The 16937-nt window shown below is 50.2% G+C and carries 15 protein-coding genes; all 15 read right to left on the reverse strand.

Annotated features, from left to right (window positions below):
- Nucleotides 1-48 precede the first annotated feature (48 nt).
- The 15 genes from A3848_RS03480 to A3848_RS03550 all read right to left on the reverse strand — a co-directional run bounded on the left by A3848_RS03480 (nucleotide 49) and on the right by A3848_RS03550 (nucleotide 16883).
- Nucleotides 49-915, reverse strand: a complete 867-nt coding sequence (locus A3848_RS03480; protein ID WP_074083553.1) for a transglutaminase family protein — start codon at nucleotides 913-915, stop codon at nucleotides 49-51.
- Entirely contained in the window at nucleotides 912-1865 is a 954-nt protein-coding gene (locus A3848_RS03485; RefSeq protein WP_074083554.1) for an alpha-E domain-containing protein, read from the reverse strand. Before A3848_RS03485 ends, A3848_RS03480 begins: the two co-directional genes overlap by 4 nt.
- 69 nt (nucleotides 1866-1934) lie before the next feature.
- A complete protein-coding gene (locus A3848_RS03490; protein ID WP_074083555.1) occupies nucleotides 1935-3398 on the reverse strand; it encodes a circularly permuted type 2 ATP-grasp protein in 1464 nt (487 codons plus the stop codon).
- 393 nt (nucleotides 3399-3791) lie between these two features.
- Nucleotides 3792-4790 (reverse strand): signal recognition particle-docking protein FtsY, encoded by a 999-nt coding sequence (ftsY, locus tag A3848_RS03495; RefSeq protein ID WP_074083556.1) that lies wholly within the window; start codon nucleotides 4788-4790, stop codon nucleotides 3792-3794.
- 206 nt (nucleotides 4791-4996) lie between these two features.
- On the reverse strand, nucleotides 4997-8566 hold the full coding sequence (smc, locus tag A3848_RS03500) for a chromosome segregation protein SMC (RefSeq protein ID WP_074083557.1): 3570 nt from the start codon (nucleotides 8564-8566) through the stop codon (nucleotides 4997-4999).
- A 338-nt stretch (nucleotides 8567-8904) separates the two neighbouring features.
- Nucleotides 8905-9609, reverse strand: coding sequence for a ribonuclease III (gene rnc / locus A3848_RS03505; RefSeq protein WP_074083558.1), 705 nt, complete (start codon nucleotides 9607-9609; stop codon nucleotides 8905-8907).
- Nucleotides 9610-9622: 13 nt separating this feature from the next.
- The gene (fabF, locus tag A3848_RS03510; RefSeq protein ID WP_074083559.1) at nucleotides 9623-10861 is read right to left on the reverse strand and encodes a beta-ketoacyl-ACP synthase II; all 1239 of its coding nucleotides are present in this window, start codon (nucleotides 10859-10861) and stop codon (nucleotides 9623-9625) included.
- Between the two features lie 197 nt (nucleotides 10862-11058).
- The gene (locus tag A3848_RS03515) at nucleotides 11059-11292 is read right to left on the reverse strand and encodes an acyl carrier protein (RefSeq protein WP_019911228.1); all 234 of its coding nucleotides are present in this window, start codon (nucleotides 11290-11292) and stop codon (nucleotides 11059-11061) included.
- Nucleotides 11293-11412: 120 nt separating this feature from the next.
- Nucleotides 11413-12162: a 3-oxoacyl-[acyl-carrier-protein] reductase gene (fabG, locus tag A3848_RS03520; protein WP_074083560.1), complete on the reverse strand. Its 750-nt coding sequence runs from the start codon at nucleotides 12160-12162 to the stop codon at nucleotides 11413-11415.
- 47 nt (nucleotides 12163-12209) lie between these two features.
- Nucleotides 12210-13133, reverse strand: coding sequence for an ACP S-malonyltransferase (fabD, locus tag A3848_RS03525; protein ID WP_074083561.1), 924 nt, complete (start codon nucleotides 13131-13133; stop codon nucleotides 12210-12212).
- A gap of 92 nt (nucleotides 13134-13225) precedes the next feature.
- Nucleotides 13226-14215 carry a beta-ketoacyl-ACP synthase III gene (locus A3848_RS03530; protein ID WP_143186362.1) on the reverse strand — a complete coding sequence of 330 codons (990 nt, stop codon included), beginning with the start codon at nucleotides 14213-14215 and terminating at the stop codon, nucleotides 13226-13228.
- 8 nt (nucleotides 14216-14223) lie between these two features.
- Nucleotides 14224-15213 (reverse strand): phosphate acyltransferase PlsX, encoded by a 990-nt coding sequence (gene plsX, locus A3848_RS03535; RefSeq protein WP_074083563.1) that lies wholly within the window; start codon nucleotides 15211-15213, stop codon nucleotides 14224-14226.
- On the reverse strand, nucleotides 15197-15793 hold the full coding sequence (fapR, locus tag A3848_RS03540) for a transcription factor FapR (protein ID WP_074083564.1): 597 nt from the start codon (nucleotides 15791-15793) through the stop codon (nucleotides 15197-15199). Before fapR ends, plsX begins: the two co-directional genes overlap by 17 nt.
- A 342-nt stretch (nucleotides 15794-16135) precedes the next feature.
- Entirely contained in the window at nucleotides 16136-16309 is a 174-nt protein-coding gene (gene rpmF / locus A3848_RS03545; RefSeq protein ID WP_019911234.1) for a 50S ribosomal protein L32, read from the reverse strand.
- Between the two features lie 52 nt (nucleotides 16310-16361).
- On the reverse strand, nucleotides 16362-16883 hold the full coding sequence (locus tag A3848_RS03550) for a YceD family protein (RefSeq protein ID WP_074083565.1): 522 nt from the start codon (nucleotides 16881-16883) through the stop codon (nucleotides 16362-16364).
- Nucleotides 16884-16937: the final 54 nt, after the last annotated feature.

Here is a 16937-nt window from a genome sequence, read left to right on the forward strand (position 1 = left end):
GGGTGTAATCAAAAAAAGCCCCGCTGCCGCAGGGCTCTCCTCACTCCTTCAATTCTCCAGCTTACGCACATCCACCTTCACCGTCAACGTACCGGATACACCGCGGTATACTCCTTTTACCGGTACGATATCCTTGTAATCCCGGCCGTGTCCCAGCTTGATATACCGCCAGTTCACTTCCACATTATTCGTAGGATCAAAGCCCAGCCATCCCGTTCCGGGGATATGTGTCTCCACCCAGGCATGCGAAGCCTGCTCGAAATCGGCATTGCCTCCCTGAAGGTCACCAACAAAATGATACCCGCTAACATACCGTGAAGGCAGCCCGACACTACGGCAGACCGCGATCATCAGATGAGCATAATCCTGACACACACCTCGTTTGAGAGTTAATGCTTTTTTAACAGTTGTATTGACACTGGTCGCTTCAGGATCATACGTAAACTGTTCGTAGATCGTCGACGACAGCTTTTTGGTCCATTCGTACATATCTTCTGCTTCATCAAAGGGATGCTGTGACGCAAACTCAACAAGCTCTGGTGTTACTTCGGTATATCGGGTAGGCAAAATGAACTCCACATACCGGTTCTGGAACTGATCGTCGTTGAGCAGCTTCACCTGATCCTCCAACGGAATATGCGGCAGATCGGCACCCTGCTCCTTATCCAGTGTAACTACGGTGGCTTTAGTATGAATCACCATCTCCCTATGAGGCTTATTCACTGAATAGGCATGCACACGGTTGCCGAAAAAATCCTCATAGGTAAGCAGATTCGCTGGTGGAAACACTTCTACCTCATGATGATAACAGGACTGACGGTAATTGGTCCGCGGCGTTAGACGGATTTCATTGACACTGTCCGTAACCGGCTCCGGGTAGCTGTATGTGGTTGTATGATGGATCTGAATTTTCATGCAGAAACTCCTTCACGGCGAAAAAAGGCGCCTTCCATCGTTTTACCGAGCTTCTGGCAAGAGATCATCAGCGATTGCAATACATCCTCTACGAGATCGCCGGACATCTCTTCCTTCTCCATGTAGTCAAGCTCTGCCTTGATCTTGCCAGCCTGCCGGATCACCCGCTCGTGACCGGAGCCCTTCTCTGAAGTATCCAGCTCAAGTTTGGCCAAATGCTCCTCCAGCTTGTGGAACGAAAAACGGATCGAACGGGGGAAATACGCATTTACAATCAAAAACTCCAATATGCTCTCCGGGGACATCGCATCGGCGTAATAGCGTCGGAAGGCTTGATACCCGCTCACTGATTTGAGGACCGCCTGTAGCTGTGTATAAATAGCATTGATATCTTTGGACTTACAGGATACCGTAACAGCCTGCAGAATGCGGGTCGTATTCTCCGCCCGCTCCAGGAAGCGTCCGCTCTCAATGAAGCGCCACTCATTGGCTCTCAGCATAACGGATTGCTCCGCACCGAGGAACATGGCCGCACGCGCTTTGACATGCTGATAGAACTGATGGGGTCCGGCCATTATATCTGCAAGGGATTGTTCCCCGAGCCACAGGTTGAAGCTGTTGACAATATCCCACAACTCACTGGGAAGATGCTGTCTCAGCGTCCGCAAGTTATTTCTCGCCTGGTGAACACAAGAGAATATTGAATTGGAATTGCCAAGGTCCAGTGTAATGAAGGACAAGACATCCTGCTCGCAATAGCTGTCAAATTGCTGCTGGTATTCATTTCTGACACCCAGCGCATCGATCAGCCGTGACCATTTATGTCCTTCAGCCTGGAAGTCCTCTTCCTGTTGTATATGATAATGCACATCGATCAGCCGGGCATGATTCTCCGCCCGCTCCATATACCGGCCAATCCAAAACAAAGCCTCCGCATTGCGATTCAGCATCGTTGCCACTCCTTCATTTAACGTATTGACGCCGCATTTTGTTAATTCTGAAGCGTTATGCTGTATACACTAAGCCATTACCCAAGTATCCTTCACGCCGCCACCCTGTGACGAATTCACCACCAGCGAGCCTTCCTTCATGGCTACCCGTGTCAGACCACCAGGAATAACATGCGGTTTGCGGTCGGCACCCATGAGCACAAAAGCCCTCAAGTCAATATGTCTAGGCGTCATACAGCCACCTGATAGCACTGGAGCTCTAGATAGTGACATAATCGGCTGGGCGACATACCGGGCCGGATCGGCAAGAATCTTGAGACGGAAATCAGCAAGCCCATCCTTGGTCGCTTCACTGCCAATCAGCATCCCGTATCCTCCGGACAAGGAGGTTTCCTTCACAACCATCTCATGCAGATTATCCAGCACGTACTGGCGCTCCTGTGCACGGGACAGCAGATAAGTAGGCACATTTCCCAGGATCGGTTCTTCGTTCAGATAATACCGGATCATATCCGGTACGTATACATACATCGCTTTATCATCAGCTACTCCGGTTCCCGGTGCATTGGCTATGGCAATATTCCCTGCCCGGTAGGCGTTCATCAGCCCGGCAACACCCAGGAGTGAATTCGGCTGAAACGCCAGCGGATCTATGAAATCATCGTCTAATCTGCGGTACAGAACATCCACACGCCTGAGACCGTTCATTTCCTTCAAATACACCTTATGGTCCTGGGCAACCAAATCCCTGCCTTCCACCAGGTATATTCCCATTTGCTGGGCTAGAAAAGCATGCTCGTAGTAAGCTGAATTGTATTCGCCCGGAGTTAGCAGAGCAATGACCGGGTCCTTCGTCTTAGACGGTGAGAGGCTGCGCAGCACGGACAGAAACCGGTTCAAACTGTGGTCGACATCACGGATGGAGCTGGCAAAAGACAATTCGGGAAACAGCTGATTCATCAGGGATCTGCCTTTAAATAGGTAGGAAAATCCTGAGGGCGTCCGCAAATTGTCTTCAAGCACGTAATATTCACCATCATGATGACGGATCAGATCGATTCCCGAAGTAGTAACGTAAGCCCCGCCGGGTACCCGCATGCCGGACATCTCCGGCCGGAAATAGCAGTTCGAGATGATCATACGTCTCGGAACGATTCCGTCTTTGACAATGTACTGCTCATGATAGATATCATGAATGAACAGATTCAACGCCGTAATACGCTGAACGATACCGGCTTCAAGTCTTTCCCACTCCAGTTTGGGGATAATCCGCGGAATCATATCAAAGGGAATCGTACGCTCCATGGGATGATCCTGTGCAGGATTGTACAGTGTAAAGGTAATTCCCTCTTCCATCATCCGACGCTGCATGAGATTCTGTTTGCCCTGCAGCTCTTCGGGGCTCATCCCGGAAAACATGCGGTTCACATGTTTGTAATGCGGACGGACGCTCCGTTCATCGGCATACATTTCATCATAAAAATGTTGCAGCGGATACGGAGACAGTCCGGGCAGAGGATTAAGTTTGGACATGAGCCCGACTCCTTTCGGATCAATATAATGTGTAATGTTTGTTGACAAGCCGGCCTATTTTTTGAAAGTTTAAGAGATGTAAATATTGAAATACACCTTAATAATACGTAAACGCTAATGTTCATGTCAATATATATAACAGCGGGATGGAGTTAATAACCCACCTTGGCAATTGTGGAATCGCTTCCTTTCTCAAGGGAGTGCTGATCAGGGGTATGAGTATATAGGAATACATAGAATTGTATGCGGGAGAGTTGACAAGCAGTACTATTATGAATTTTTCATGTGTTGAATTTTTACAATTATAACCACAAAAAAAGAGCAGCTGTTGCTTCTATTCAAAGCACAGCCGCTCATAGCGCCAAGTCTCGTATTATTTTATAGGGTCCCGGTTTATTCCTGCTCTTCGTTAAGGTCCTCTTCAGCAATCATTCCGGCAAAGAGGGCGTGTACGAATTGGGTAGAATCAAATGGCTGCAAGTCCTCCATCTTCTCTCCCAGTCCCACAAGCTTAACAGGCAAGTTCATTTCTTGACGGATAGCGACAACAATCCCGCCTTTGGCTGTTCCGTCCAACTTGGTAAGAACGAGACCGGTTACACCGCTCTTTTCTCCAAAAAGCTTGGCCTGAGTTAATGCATTCTGCCCGGTAGTAGCGTCCAGCACCATCAACACCTCATGCGGGGCGCTCGGAATCTCCCGCTGGATGACACGGAAAATTTTATTGAGCTCTTCCATGAGATTGCTTTTGTTCTGCAGTCTGCCTGCCGTGTCGCAGATCAGTATATCCACGTTCCGCTGCTTGGCAGCTTGAACAGCATCAAACATGACCGCCGCCGGGTCTGAGCCCGCCTGCTGCTTAATGACATCCACACCGGCGCGTTGTCCCCAAACCTCAAGCTGTTCTATAGCACCCGCACGGAAGGTATCGCCAGCCGCAAGCAGAACCTTTTTACCTTCCTGCTTATAACGGTGGGCCAGCTTTCCAATAGTGGTCGTCTTGCCGACTCCGTTTACGCCGACGAACAGAATGACAGTGATCCCGTCAGGGTTCTCTTTCAGACTGTTGTCATCATCACCGCGTAGCAGTTCCATCAGCTTCCGGGACAAAATCGGCTGAAGCTCGGAAGCATCCTCAATGCGTTTCTGCTTCACTTCTGCTCTTAACTCTTCAACCAGCGTCATCACCGTGTTGACTCCGACATCGGCACCAATCAGAATCTCTTCTAATTCCTCATAGAACTCTTCATCGATCTTCTTGCGGCGGATGATCAGGTCAGATACCTTCTCCACGAACCCTTTACGGGTTTTCTCAAGACCATCGCGGAACTGTTTCGTTACACTCTCCGTTTTGCCGGAGATGCTTTCTTTTAATTTTCGAAAAAAGCTCATATGGTTCCTCCTAAAAGTTTGTATAGCCTTACTTCCTGCATTTACTTCGTACAAACTCACATCGGAAGCATCTGCCTAGTTTTGTGAGCAGTTGCTTCCTTGCTTAGGCTTCGTACAAAACTAGCTTCGTAAGCATACGCTTAGTTCGTATAGCCCTGCTCCATGTATTTACTTCGAATAAACTGGCTTTGACAGCATCTGCCTGCCTAAGCGATCTCTGCTTCTTCATCCTCCAGCTTAACCGAAACCAGTTTGGATACGCCGCCCTCTTCCATCGTAACCCCATAGAGTACATCTGCTTCTTCCATGGTTCCTTTACGGTGGGTGACGACAATAAACTGTGTCTGCTCCGAGAATTCACGCAGATACTGGGCAAAGCGTACCACATTGGCTTCATCCAGTGCAGCTTCGACCTCATCCAATACGCAGAACGGAACCGGCTTGACTTGAAGGATGGCGAACAGCAGTGCCATGGCGGTCAGTGCCCGTTCTCCTCCGGATAACAGCTGCAGATTTTGCAGTTTTTTACCTGGAGGCTGGGCCACAATATCGATGCCTGTATCCAGCATATGTTCAGGGTCCAGCAGCATAAGGTCTGCTCTGCCTCCGCCGAACAGCTTCGAGAAAACGGTACCGAATTCACGGCGGATGGCATCAAAAGTCTGCTTGAAACGTTTGGACATCTCTTCTTCCATCTCATGAATAACGTGGTACAGCGTAGTCTTGGCTTCTACCAGATCATCCTTTTGACCGCTGAGGAAGGTATAGCGCTCATGTACACGCTGATATTCCTCAATCGCTCCCAGGTTGACCTCTCCCAGCGCAGAAATGCTGCGTTTGAGACGCTGAACCTCCATTTGGGCAGTAGGCACATCCTCTGGTACTGGATAACGCTGCTTGGCCAGTTCATAGCTCAGTTCGTAATCATCACTCAGCTTGCGCAGGATATTATCCAGTTCAACATCCAAACGTCCTACAGCAACCTCAGTTGACCTCAGCTTATCATCGACTGCTTTCAGGGCCTGACGCTGATCCTTAGTTTCACCTTCCGCAAGCTCCAGCTTGCGTGTCAAGGCTGCACGGTCAGCCCGGGCCAGATCCAGCTTGCCCGCAGTCTCTTCTTTTTTCAGGCGGAAGTTATTCAGGTCTTCCTTCTGTTTCACGGCTTCTCTTGTGTTTTCTTCCAGATCCTGCTCAATCGTGATCAGCAGGCTGCGGCTGTGGCGCAGTTCTTTGTCCTGTGATCCCGCATCCTGTCTCATACGCCGCAGCTGCTCTTCCAGAGAGAAAATCTCCTGGTCCAGCTTGCCCTCCGTTACCTTCATCCCGGTCAGCTTGCTTTGCAGCTCTTCTTTTGCCGATTCATTTGCCTTGCGTGCCGATTCCGCATTACGGATCGCCTCATGGGCCTCTTTCTCTTCCTTCTCCAGCCGTTCAAGCTCGGAAACCGCATGCTTGCGGCTTTCATCCAGTGCCTTCACTTCGCTCTCAAAGCCGCTGCGTTCGGCACCGGCTCCATCAACCTGCTCCTGCACATGGCGAAGCTCCTGTTCGAGCTGCTTCAAATCACCGGAGACACGCTGCTCCTCCAGCCGTTTCTCATCACCACCGTGACGAAGCTCTTCCAACTTCAGTGAAGCTGTTTCCTGCTCCTCCCGCAACCGGCTGATGCCCTGCTTCAGCTTTGCAATTTGCCGCTCACTCTCCTCAATCTCGCTGAAGAGCTGGTCAAGCTGGCGTTTGCGGCTTAACAGACTGTTATTCTTCTTATGCTGACTACCCCCGGTCATGGAACCTCCGGCATTGACAACATCGCCTTCCAAGGTCACTACCCGGTAGCGGTATTGGCACTTGGCTGCGATACGGTTGGCCTGCTCCAGGCTCTCGGCGATAACCACATTTCCCAGCAAGCTTCCGACTATACTGGCGTATTTATCCTCGAATCCCACCAGCTCGGAGCCGATTCCGACAAAACCTTCCGCTCCTTCAACCATTGTTCGGTCACTTCCACCAATCTGCCGTGGACGGATAACGTCCAGCGGCAGAAAAGTCGCACGTCCCAACTGACGCTGCTTCAGAAAGGCAATCGCTTGCCGGGAGACGGCTTCGTTTTCCATAACTACATGCTGGAGCGAAGCACCCAGTGCCGTTTCCACAGCCATCTCCAGCTTCTCGGGAACGGATATCAGCTCCGCGACAGCGCCGTGCACACCGCTAAGCTGCCCTTTGCGCGCACCCTTGAGCACCTCTTTTACCCCAAGCATGAATCCGTCAAAATCATCCTGCATTTCCTTCATGGTCTCATGCCGGGAAACCTGGGCTTCACGTTTCTGCTCCCATTTACGGAGTCCGCCCTGCGTCTCTTCCAGCAGCTTCTGGCGTTTGCTGGTCTGTTCGCTTTCGGTGATATAAGCATTACGGAGCGCGCCGATTTCATTGCCCAAACCAGCGATTCTATCCTTCAGCCCACTCTGGGCGGTAATCAGTTCCTCCAGCTTCGCTGTCCATTTACCGCTCTCTTCCTGGCTTCGGCTCATTCTGCGCTCCAGGCTTTCTTTTTGCTGATCCGCATAGCGGATTTCATTCCGGGCCTGGGCCATCAGATTCATCAGTTCAAGCAGAGCACTCTTAAGCTTCTCTTCTTTGCTCTGGCTAATACCTCCGGCAACGCCCTCCAGCCTGGACTCCTCGTCTTGCAGCTGCTTACGCAGCTCCTCGAGCGACAACCGGGATTGCTGAAGCTTGTGCTCCAGTTCTGCAAGCTCCCGCTGACGGTCGGCAGAGCGTTCGCCAACAGAACCCAGCGTAGTCATCAGCTGTTCCCGGTTGCTCTCCAAATTGCGTCTGCGTTCTTTAAGCAGCTCGCCGTATCCTTCGCTTTTCTCATTCGATTCGCTATATCGTAGCAGCTGTTCCTGCAGCTTCTCCACTTCGGCTTCCAATGTCCGCAGCTCAGCACGTCCACTTTCGAGCTTAGCGTCATGCGCAGATACAACTGTAGACAGCTGGAGCTGTTCGTTACGGAGCACTTCCAGCCGGTCATTGCCTTCCTTCCACGCCGTATGTATTCCTTCAATCTGGTGAACATACACAGCTATCTCCAATTGCTTGAGCTGCTCCCGCAGTTCCTTGTAACGGATCGCCTTCTCGGACTGGTCCTTCAGCGGTCCCACCTGATCTTCCAGCTCACTAATCAGATCATGAATGCGCAGCAGATTTTGCTCCGTTTCATCGAGCTTGCGTCCTGCATCTTTTTTACGTGATTTATATTTTACAATTCCAGAGGCTTCTTCAAATATACCGCGGCGATCCTCGGAACGGGTACTGAGGATCTCTTCAATCCGGCCTTGTCCAATAATTGAATAAGCCTCGCGCCCGATGCCGGTATCCATAAAAAGTTCTGTGATATCCTTCAGCCGGCAGGCCTGCTTGTTGATTAAGTATTCGCTATCCCCGCTGCGGTGTACACGGCGTGTTACAGTCACCTCGCTGAAATCAAGAGGCAGTGCATGATCCTCATTATCCAGTGTCAACGAGACTTCCCCGTAATTCACGGCTTTACGCGCATCACTTCCAGCAAAAATAATATCTTCCATCTTCCCGCCGCGCAGTGATTTGGCGCTTTGTTCACCGAGCACCCAGCGGATGCCGTCGGAAATATTGCTTTTGCCGCTGCCGTTCGGGCCGACTACAGCTGTAATTCCGCGAACAAATTCCATTTCCGTTTTGTCGGCAAATGATTTAAAGCCAGCTAATTCAATCCGTTTCAAAAACATACCCTGTTATTCACCTCTGCCCCATTATACCATAGCGTTTCACCGCCTAAAACAGCTCTTAATTATGAGCTGTTCACAGGCTGTATCTCCAATTTATAAGGCCTTAATTTTCAAAGCATTCCGCAGTCATGAGCATAAACTTTTCAAAATCACATTCTAGAACACTTATTTCTTTCTCGAAAAAGAGCAGCAAAAGTCTGACCTCCGCCTGTACGCCGGCATTCAGACCATTGCTGCTCTCCTCCGCTGGACTCCCCCACGATGTGGAACAATCCTGAAGTCTATTCATAAGTTCAAGGAATTCAAAAAAAGCAAAACCTTACCATTCAGCCAGGAAACTAAGCGCCATCTTCCTTCAACTGCAATAGTGCCGCTGCTGCTGCCTGCTGCTCCGCTTCTTTCTTGGAGCGTCCACTGCCTCTGCCAAGGGACCGGCCCGCCATATAGACCTCAGAGACGAATTCCCGTTCATGTGCCGGTCCGCGTTCTTCAATAATCCGGTATTCCAGCGTACCCATTCCGTGATGCTGAATCAGCTCCTGAAGCTCCGTCTTGAAATCGCTCATCTGCATTTGCAGCTTGCCATCCGTCTCCACCAGCGGAAATACGTGATTATCTAGAAACCGCCGTGCTGTTTCCAGCCCTTGATCCAGATAAAGCGCTCCCACGAAGGATTCGAACACATCGGCCAGCAAGGCCGGGCGGGTTCTGCCGCCCGTAAGTTCTTCCCCTTTACCCAGCAATACAAAGCGTCCAAAGCCCAGACTCTCTGCGAATCTGACCAAGGAGGGCTCACATACAATTGCAGCCCGCAGCTTGGTTAATTCACCTTCAGGTCTGTCTGGAAGCAGATTGTACAAATATTCAGAAACCGTAAGCTCCAGAACAGCATCGCCAAGAAACTCTAGACGCTCGTTGTCCTGATGCTGGTTGAAACGGTGTTCATTCACATAGGATGCATGGGTAAAGGCCTGCTTCAGAAGTGCAGCATCGTGAAATTGGATTTGAAGTTGGCTCTGTAACTGCTTCAGGTCTCCTTTCACTGCACTGTCTCCCTTACTGATTATATTTTTTGAGAATAATCGTCGCGTTATGTCCACCGAAACCGAATGAATTCGACATAACGATGTTCAGATCCGCTTTGCGCGGAACATTCGGAACATAATCCAAATCGCATTCCGGGTCGGGGTTGTCCAAATTAATAGTAGGTGCAATCACACCTTTTTGCAGAGACAATCCGCAAATTATGGCTTCCACCCCTCCTGCAGCACCAAGCAAGTGGCCTGTCATGGATTTGGTGGAGCTGATTGCAACCTTATATGCATGCTCACCAAGAGCCATTTTTACAGCGGATGTTTCCGACTTATCACCTACAGGTGTTGAGGTTCCATGAGCATTGATGTAATCAATCTCTTCAGGAGCAATTCCAGCATCCCGAATCGCCATCTTGATGCAACGTGCAGCACCATCCGGATCAGGCTCTGTCATATGGTGGGCATCCGCGCTTAGACCATAGCCAATGACCTCGGCATAAATCTTGGCACCGCGTTTCTCGGCATGCTCGAGTGATTCGAGAATCAAAATCCCGGCTCCCTCACCCATAACAAACCCATCCCGGTCGATATCGAACGGGCGGCTCGCCTTCTCAGGCTCGTCGTTGCGCGTCGACATCGCTCTCATTGCACAAAAACCTGCCATGCCCGTTGGACGAATCGTGGCTTCCGAACCACCACAGATCATCGCATCTGCATCTCCGCGCTGGATCAAGCGGAAAGACTCTCCAATGGAATGGCTTCCTGTTGCACAGGCTGTAACTGTTGTAGTATTCGGGCCCTTGGCTCCTAAACTAATCGACAGTTGACCAGATCCCATGTTGGCAATCATCATCGGAATGAAGAACGGGCTGACCCGTTTGGGGCCCTTTTCCAAGAGAATATTATGATTGTCTTCCCAAGTGCCGAGTCCGCCAATACCGGAACCCACAGATACGCCGATCCGTTCCGCATCAATATCCTCACCGATCACAAGTCCGCTGTCCTTCAGCGCGTCTTCACCTGCTGCGACTGCAAACTGGACAAAACGGTCCATCTTGCGTGCTTCCTTACGGCCAAACCGCGCCTCCGGATCAAAGTCTTTAATTGATGCCGCTATTTTGGTCGTATACTCGCTGACATCAAAGGCGTCCACCGTCGAAACTCCGGATTTGCCGCTAATCAAATGATCCCAGAACGTGTCCAAATCCGTGCCCAGCGACGTTATCACGCCCATACCTGTAACAACCACTCTATGACTCAAACGCAATCACCCCATCTGTAGGCTGTATCTTCTTGTTATAAAACTATATAAACTTCAATCGCCGCAAGGTCATTCCATGCGCGGTCCAGTTATTTTCCCCGTAAAGGTGCATATGGCATCCTTTGGTACTGCATAAATGCTGTAAAATGAGGAGAAGTCCCGCCCTCTGTAGGAACGGGACTCTCAATCATATGACTCTAGGTATGAGATTGTATGTACTTCACAACTTCACCCACGGTCGTAATCTTCTCTGCATCTTCATCAGAGATTTCCATGTCGAATTCATCTTCCAATTCCATAACCAATTCTACTACATCAAGAGAATCAGCACCTAAATCATCTTTGAAAGACGCTTCTAATGTTACCTCAGCTTCATCGGCACCTAAGCGGTCGATGACAATGCGTTTTACACGCTCCAATACATCGGACATCCGGTTCACCTCCTCTTTTGGTATTATACGAGATATGAAGTCAAAATACCATAGAGCTCAAAAAACGCTTTCCGGCCGCCCCAATTCTCTTCCACTGTAGACTTTACAGCTTTGTTGGCCTTACATGTACATTCCGCCATCCACGTGAAGTGTCTGACCCGTCATGTAGGCTGCCCCTTCCGAGGCTAGAAATACAACCGCCATGGCAATGTCCTCCGGCCGCCCGAGTCGTGCAAGGGGAATCCCCTTCTCGTACTCGCTGCGGACTTCATCGGACAACTGTTGTGTCATTTCGGTATCAATACAGCCCGGGGCAATGCAGTTCACTGTGATACCCCGGGAGGACAACTCGCGTGCCGCTGACTTGGTCATTCCAATAATACCTGCTTTGGCTGCTGAGTAGTTCAACTGCCCGGCATTCCCAATTACGCCTATAACGGAAGAAATATTAATAATCCGGCCATACCGCTGCTTCATCATCGGGCGGGTAGCTGATTTCAGACAGTTGAACACGCCTTTCAGATTCGTCTCGATCACCTGATCAAAATCTTCTTCTTTCATACGCATGATCAGATTATCCCTGGTGATACCGGCATTATTGACCAGAATATCAATCTTACCCCAGGTGTTAATAACCTCTTTCACCAGGTTATCCGCTTGTTGGCTGTTGCCGACATCGCCCTTCAGGGCAATCCCTTCCGAGCCAAGTTCGACGATACGAGCGACGGTCTCTTGAGCAGCCGCTTCATTGCCTGAATAATTCACGGCTACTTTCACTCCATACTCCGCAAGCGCAAGCGCAATACTCCGTCCAATGCCACGTGATCCGCCTGTGACGAGAGCTGTCTGGCCTTTTAATGCTGAGAACATGCCATATTCCCCTTTCATCATTCCACATCGTTTGACTATACCGGAATTCACCAGCCTGTCTGCACACTTTCCAGACTATTGATATTCACAACCTTAACGGTCTTATCAATCTTGCGGATTAATCCTGCTAGCACATTGCCTGAACCAATCTCCACAAAGGTATCCACTCCAGCTGCAATCAGCCATTCTACACTATCCTGCCACAGCACAGGAGAAAACACCTGCCGAACTAACAGTTCGCGGATCTCATCCGGTTCTGTGACCGCTGTCGCATTCACATTGACAATCACCGGCACAGAAGGCGTGTTAAAGGTTACTTTTCCAAGTTCAACAGCCAGGCGTTCAGCAGCTTCCTTCATCAGAGATGAATGAAACGGCCCGCTTACTTCAAGAGGAATGGCCCGTTTACCGCCAATTTCCTTCACTCGCTGCACCACTTCTTCAACGCCCGCCTTGGAACCGGAGACAACGATTTGACCCGGGCAGTTCACATTGGCCAGCTCCACAACATGACCTGCATCCGATATTTGGCGGCAGAGCTCAGTCAAGGCTTCACGTTCCGCACCCAGCACAGCTGCCATTGCCCCTTGTCCGCCGGGAAGCGCTTCTTCCATAAAGCGCCCACGCAGACGCACCAGGCTCACCGCATCCTCATATGACAATACACCGGCAGCTACAAGGGCACTGTACTCCCCAAGGCTGTGTCCTGCAACATAATCAGGATTTACCCCTTGTTCCCGCAGCGCTTCCAGGTAAGCCACACTAGTTGTAACAAGTGCAGGCTGTGTATTAACAGTCTGCTTCAGATCACTGTCCGGCCCCTCAAAAACAAGCCGGCTGAGCGAAAATCCAAGCACTTCGTCGCCCTTTTCGAACACCGCACGGCTATGCGGAAGAGCATCATATATATCCTTACCCATACCCACAGCCTGTGCACCCTGGCCAGGAAAAACAAACGCAATTTTACCCATCAGTCTGAACTCCTTCTCGTTGAACAGTGAGGCATTTAGCCTGCTCCGGCCGTTCTGCCACCACTTCCTTCTATATTATAGGACCTGTGGCATTACCAGATCAGGACAGAAGCGCCCCATGTAAGACCTCCACCGAAACCTACCATCAGCACGGTGTCGCCTTCCTTCATCCGGCCTTCTTCTGCTGCCTCTACAAGCGCAAGCGGAATCGATGCTGCTGATGTGTTAGCATATTTATCGACATTGATTACGCATTTCTCCGGCGGCAGATCCAAACGCTGCATCGCAGATTGAATGATGCGGATATTCGCCTGATGCGGTACAAACAGATCAATATTTTCTTTGGAAATTCCTGCTTTGGTAAGCACACGCTCCGTAGCTGAACCCATAATCCGTACTGCAAATTTGAAAACCTCACGGCCGTTCATGTAAATAAAGTGTTTTTTATCTTCTACGGTTTGCTGTGAAGCCGGGAGCCGCGAACCGCCCGCTTCCATCTTCAGCAGACTTCCGCCGGAGCCCTCAGCGCCGAGATCAAAGGATTGGAATCCTCTTCCTTCCGGCACTTCCCCAAGAATAACGGCACCTGCACCATCACCGAAAAGAACACAGGTATTACGGTCCGTGTAATCGGTGATACGCGACAAGGTGTCTGCACCGATAATAAGAGCATTGTTGTACATTCCGTTCTGGATAAATCCGGTTGCTGTAGCCAAGCTGTATACGAAGCCTGAACAAGCCGCCGACAAATCAAATGCCGCCGCGCCTTTTGCACCCAGTTTGTCCTGAAGGATGCAGGCCGTGGACGGAAATGCACTATCCGGCGTTACCGTAGCGATAATAATCAGATCGAGATCTTCTGCTTTCATTCCCGCTGAATCCAGCGCTCTGAGCGCTGCTTCGTATGCAAGGTCCGAGGTCGCTTCATGCGGCGCGGCAATATGCCGTTCCCGGATGCCCGTGCGGCTGACAATCCATTCATCATTAGTTTCGACGATCTTCTCCAGATCACTATTGGTTAATATTTTCTCAGGCACATATTTCCCTGTCCCAATTATTCCTACCGGACGCAATTGTTTCATGTCCTCACTCACTTCCCGCTGATTTCCTTGGATATACTGGATACCAAATCCGCTTGCAAAGCAATTCGTGCTTGTCTGACTGCATTCTTGACAGCATTCCCGTCAGATGAACCATGCCCTTTCACTACCAACCCGCTGAGACCGAGCAACGGTGCCCCGCCATGCTCCTTATAATCCATTTTACCCTTGAGGCTTCTGAGCTCAGGCATCAGGATGGCCGCCCCCAGCTTCGTCTTCAGAGACTTACTGAACTGTTCCTTCAGCAGAGAGAACATCGCACCCGCTGTACCTTCCAGTGTCTTCAATAGTATATTCCCTGCAAATCCGTCACATACGAGTACATCGCAGTTGCCGGTGAGCACATCCCGCGCTTCCACATTGCCGACAAAATGAATCCCCTGCAGCGCTTCAAGCAGCGGGTAAGCTTCCTTCGTCAGTTCATTGCCTTTTCCAGGCTCGGTGCCTACGTTCAGCAGACCCACGCGCGGTTTAGCAATGCCATGCACTTTGTTGCGGTAAATACTGCCCATTAGCGCATATTGCACCAGATGCTGGGGCTTGGCATCCATATTGGCACCCAGATCAAGCGCCAGCACACCGACATCATCCAGGGTCGGAATCATTGGCGCCAGCGCAGGGCGTTCAATCCCCTGCATTCTCCCCACAACAAGCAGCCCCGTCGTCATTAAGGCTCCTGTATTCCCGGACGAGATCATGGCGTCAGCTTCACCTTCGCGAACCATACGGCCTGCAACTACCATGGACGAATCCTTTTTACGGCGGACCGCCTTTACAGGCTCTTCATCAGCACCAATAACGTCACCTGCGTGACGCACAGTCACATTGGAAGGCTTATTCTTCAGCAGCGGCTCAAGTCTGGCTTCATCACCGACGAGCACAATCTGCGTGTCACTCCACTCTGCAGCTGCGGATAACGCACCCTGGACATTACACTCAGGAGCATTGTCCCCACCCATCGCATCAATGGCGATCAGCACTGCGGTTTCCCCCTTCGCTGTATTCTTCAATTGCGGACCGGTACACTATGAAATGGCCCTGAAAAACTAACTCTTCACCGACATAGGTAAATACGTCCACTTCCGCTTTACCGTTTCGGCCCGCGAGTGAACGCACCTGCGCTTTGGCAATACATTTCTCATGAAGCCGCACCATTCGAACAAACCGAATATCGGCGGAAGCCGTCAAGGCAATCTCATCATTGATAATGGCTACCGCCAGTGAATTGGCTTGGGCAAATACATAGTGTCCACGTGCGATCCCATTTCTGGAGAATACATGTTCCTCACGGATTTCAAAGATGGAAATCCCGCTCCGGTCCAGCTGCAGGTCTACAATATCACCGACCACTTCATCTGCAGGCAAGGACCGCACCTGATCATAAGAGTGCTCAGCCATTTGCTTCATCCGCTCACGCAGCTCGGGAATCCCTAACTCCATCCGGTCCAGCCGGATCGTCTGTATGCTCACCTTGAGCTGCCGGGTCAGTTCCCGGTCAGTCACAAAAGGGTTACCGTCTATGATCTGCAGCAGCTTCTGCTGACGCTCTTTCTTGGACATCCGCTCTATGGCGGCTCACCTCCTGGCACATGCCAAGCGGAAACGGCTTCAGCGCCCATGAAATGGACAGGCTCCGTTTCAGCAGGAAATATAAGGGTAATGGGTGGCATAGCCAAGAATCCTTATATTTTAAAAATAGCATCCGGCCTGGGATGGCCGCTATTATCATTGCTATAAATCTTTTGAATATATTTAGAACCAGGTACTAATATGTAGTATAAAGCATGCCGAAGCAAAAATAAAGCGTTGACTTCCAGACTTGCTTACGCAAGCCTATTCAATCGTATATTTTCAAAAAAAATAGCACCTCACCAGCTGATGAAGTGCTACCTTTCGAATAGACTATTGTTTGATGATCTCTCTAGCTTTGTAAGTTCCGCAAACTTTGCATACGTGGTGAGCCAGTTTCAGCTCTCCGCATTGTTCACATTTCACCATGCCCGGCACAACCAGTTTGAAGTGGGTGCGGCGTTTGTCACGGCGTGTTTTGGACGTTCTCCGTTGAGGTACTGCCATTGTGTTACACCTCCTAATTCTGTTTTAACCCGTTATCACCCGGGATTTGTTCTCAGTCATCTTGCTTGGTAAAGAATCCTTTCAACGCAGCGAGTCTAGGATCGATCACTGTGTTGTCGCAACTGCAGGTGCCTTCGTTCAAATTTTGTCCGCATTTCTGACAAAGACCAAGACAGTCTGCCTTGCACAATACCGAATCCGGTAAGTGCAGTACGAAATTTTCCTCCACAAACGGGACAAGATCCACAATCTCATCCTCGACGTAAATGAATTCCTCATCTTCATCTTGGGGAAGAAGCGGCTGCTTAAGCCATTTGAAAGTCTCAGCAAAAGGAATGTTCAATTCACTGTTAACCTCTGTAAGGCAACGCGCACATAACATGTCCACATTCCCATTCAATTTCCCCACCACATTCACACAATCGGTGTCCGCGGGCAGCGCTTTAAGGTCCACTGAAAGTGGTGCAACAGCGAGTATATCCTTTCGCCCTTTGACAAGCTCGGTTACATCCAGCGTTTCCTGAATGCGCAGAGGCTCGTCGGCATTAGCCAATTTGCGAAAGTGAATCTTCATATTCATCACTCCAAACAAACAAAATTTATTATACCTAGTATTACCTAACTTTGT

This window comes from Paenibacillus sp. P32E, from assembly GCF_001909085.1.
Classification (GTDB): domain Bacteria; phylum Bacillota; class Bacilli; order Paenibacillales; family Paenibacillaceae; genus Paenibacillus_AQ; species Paenibacillus_AQ helianthi.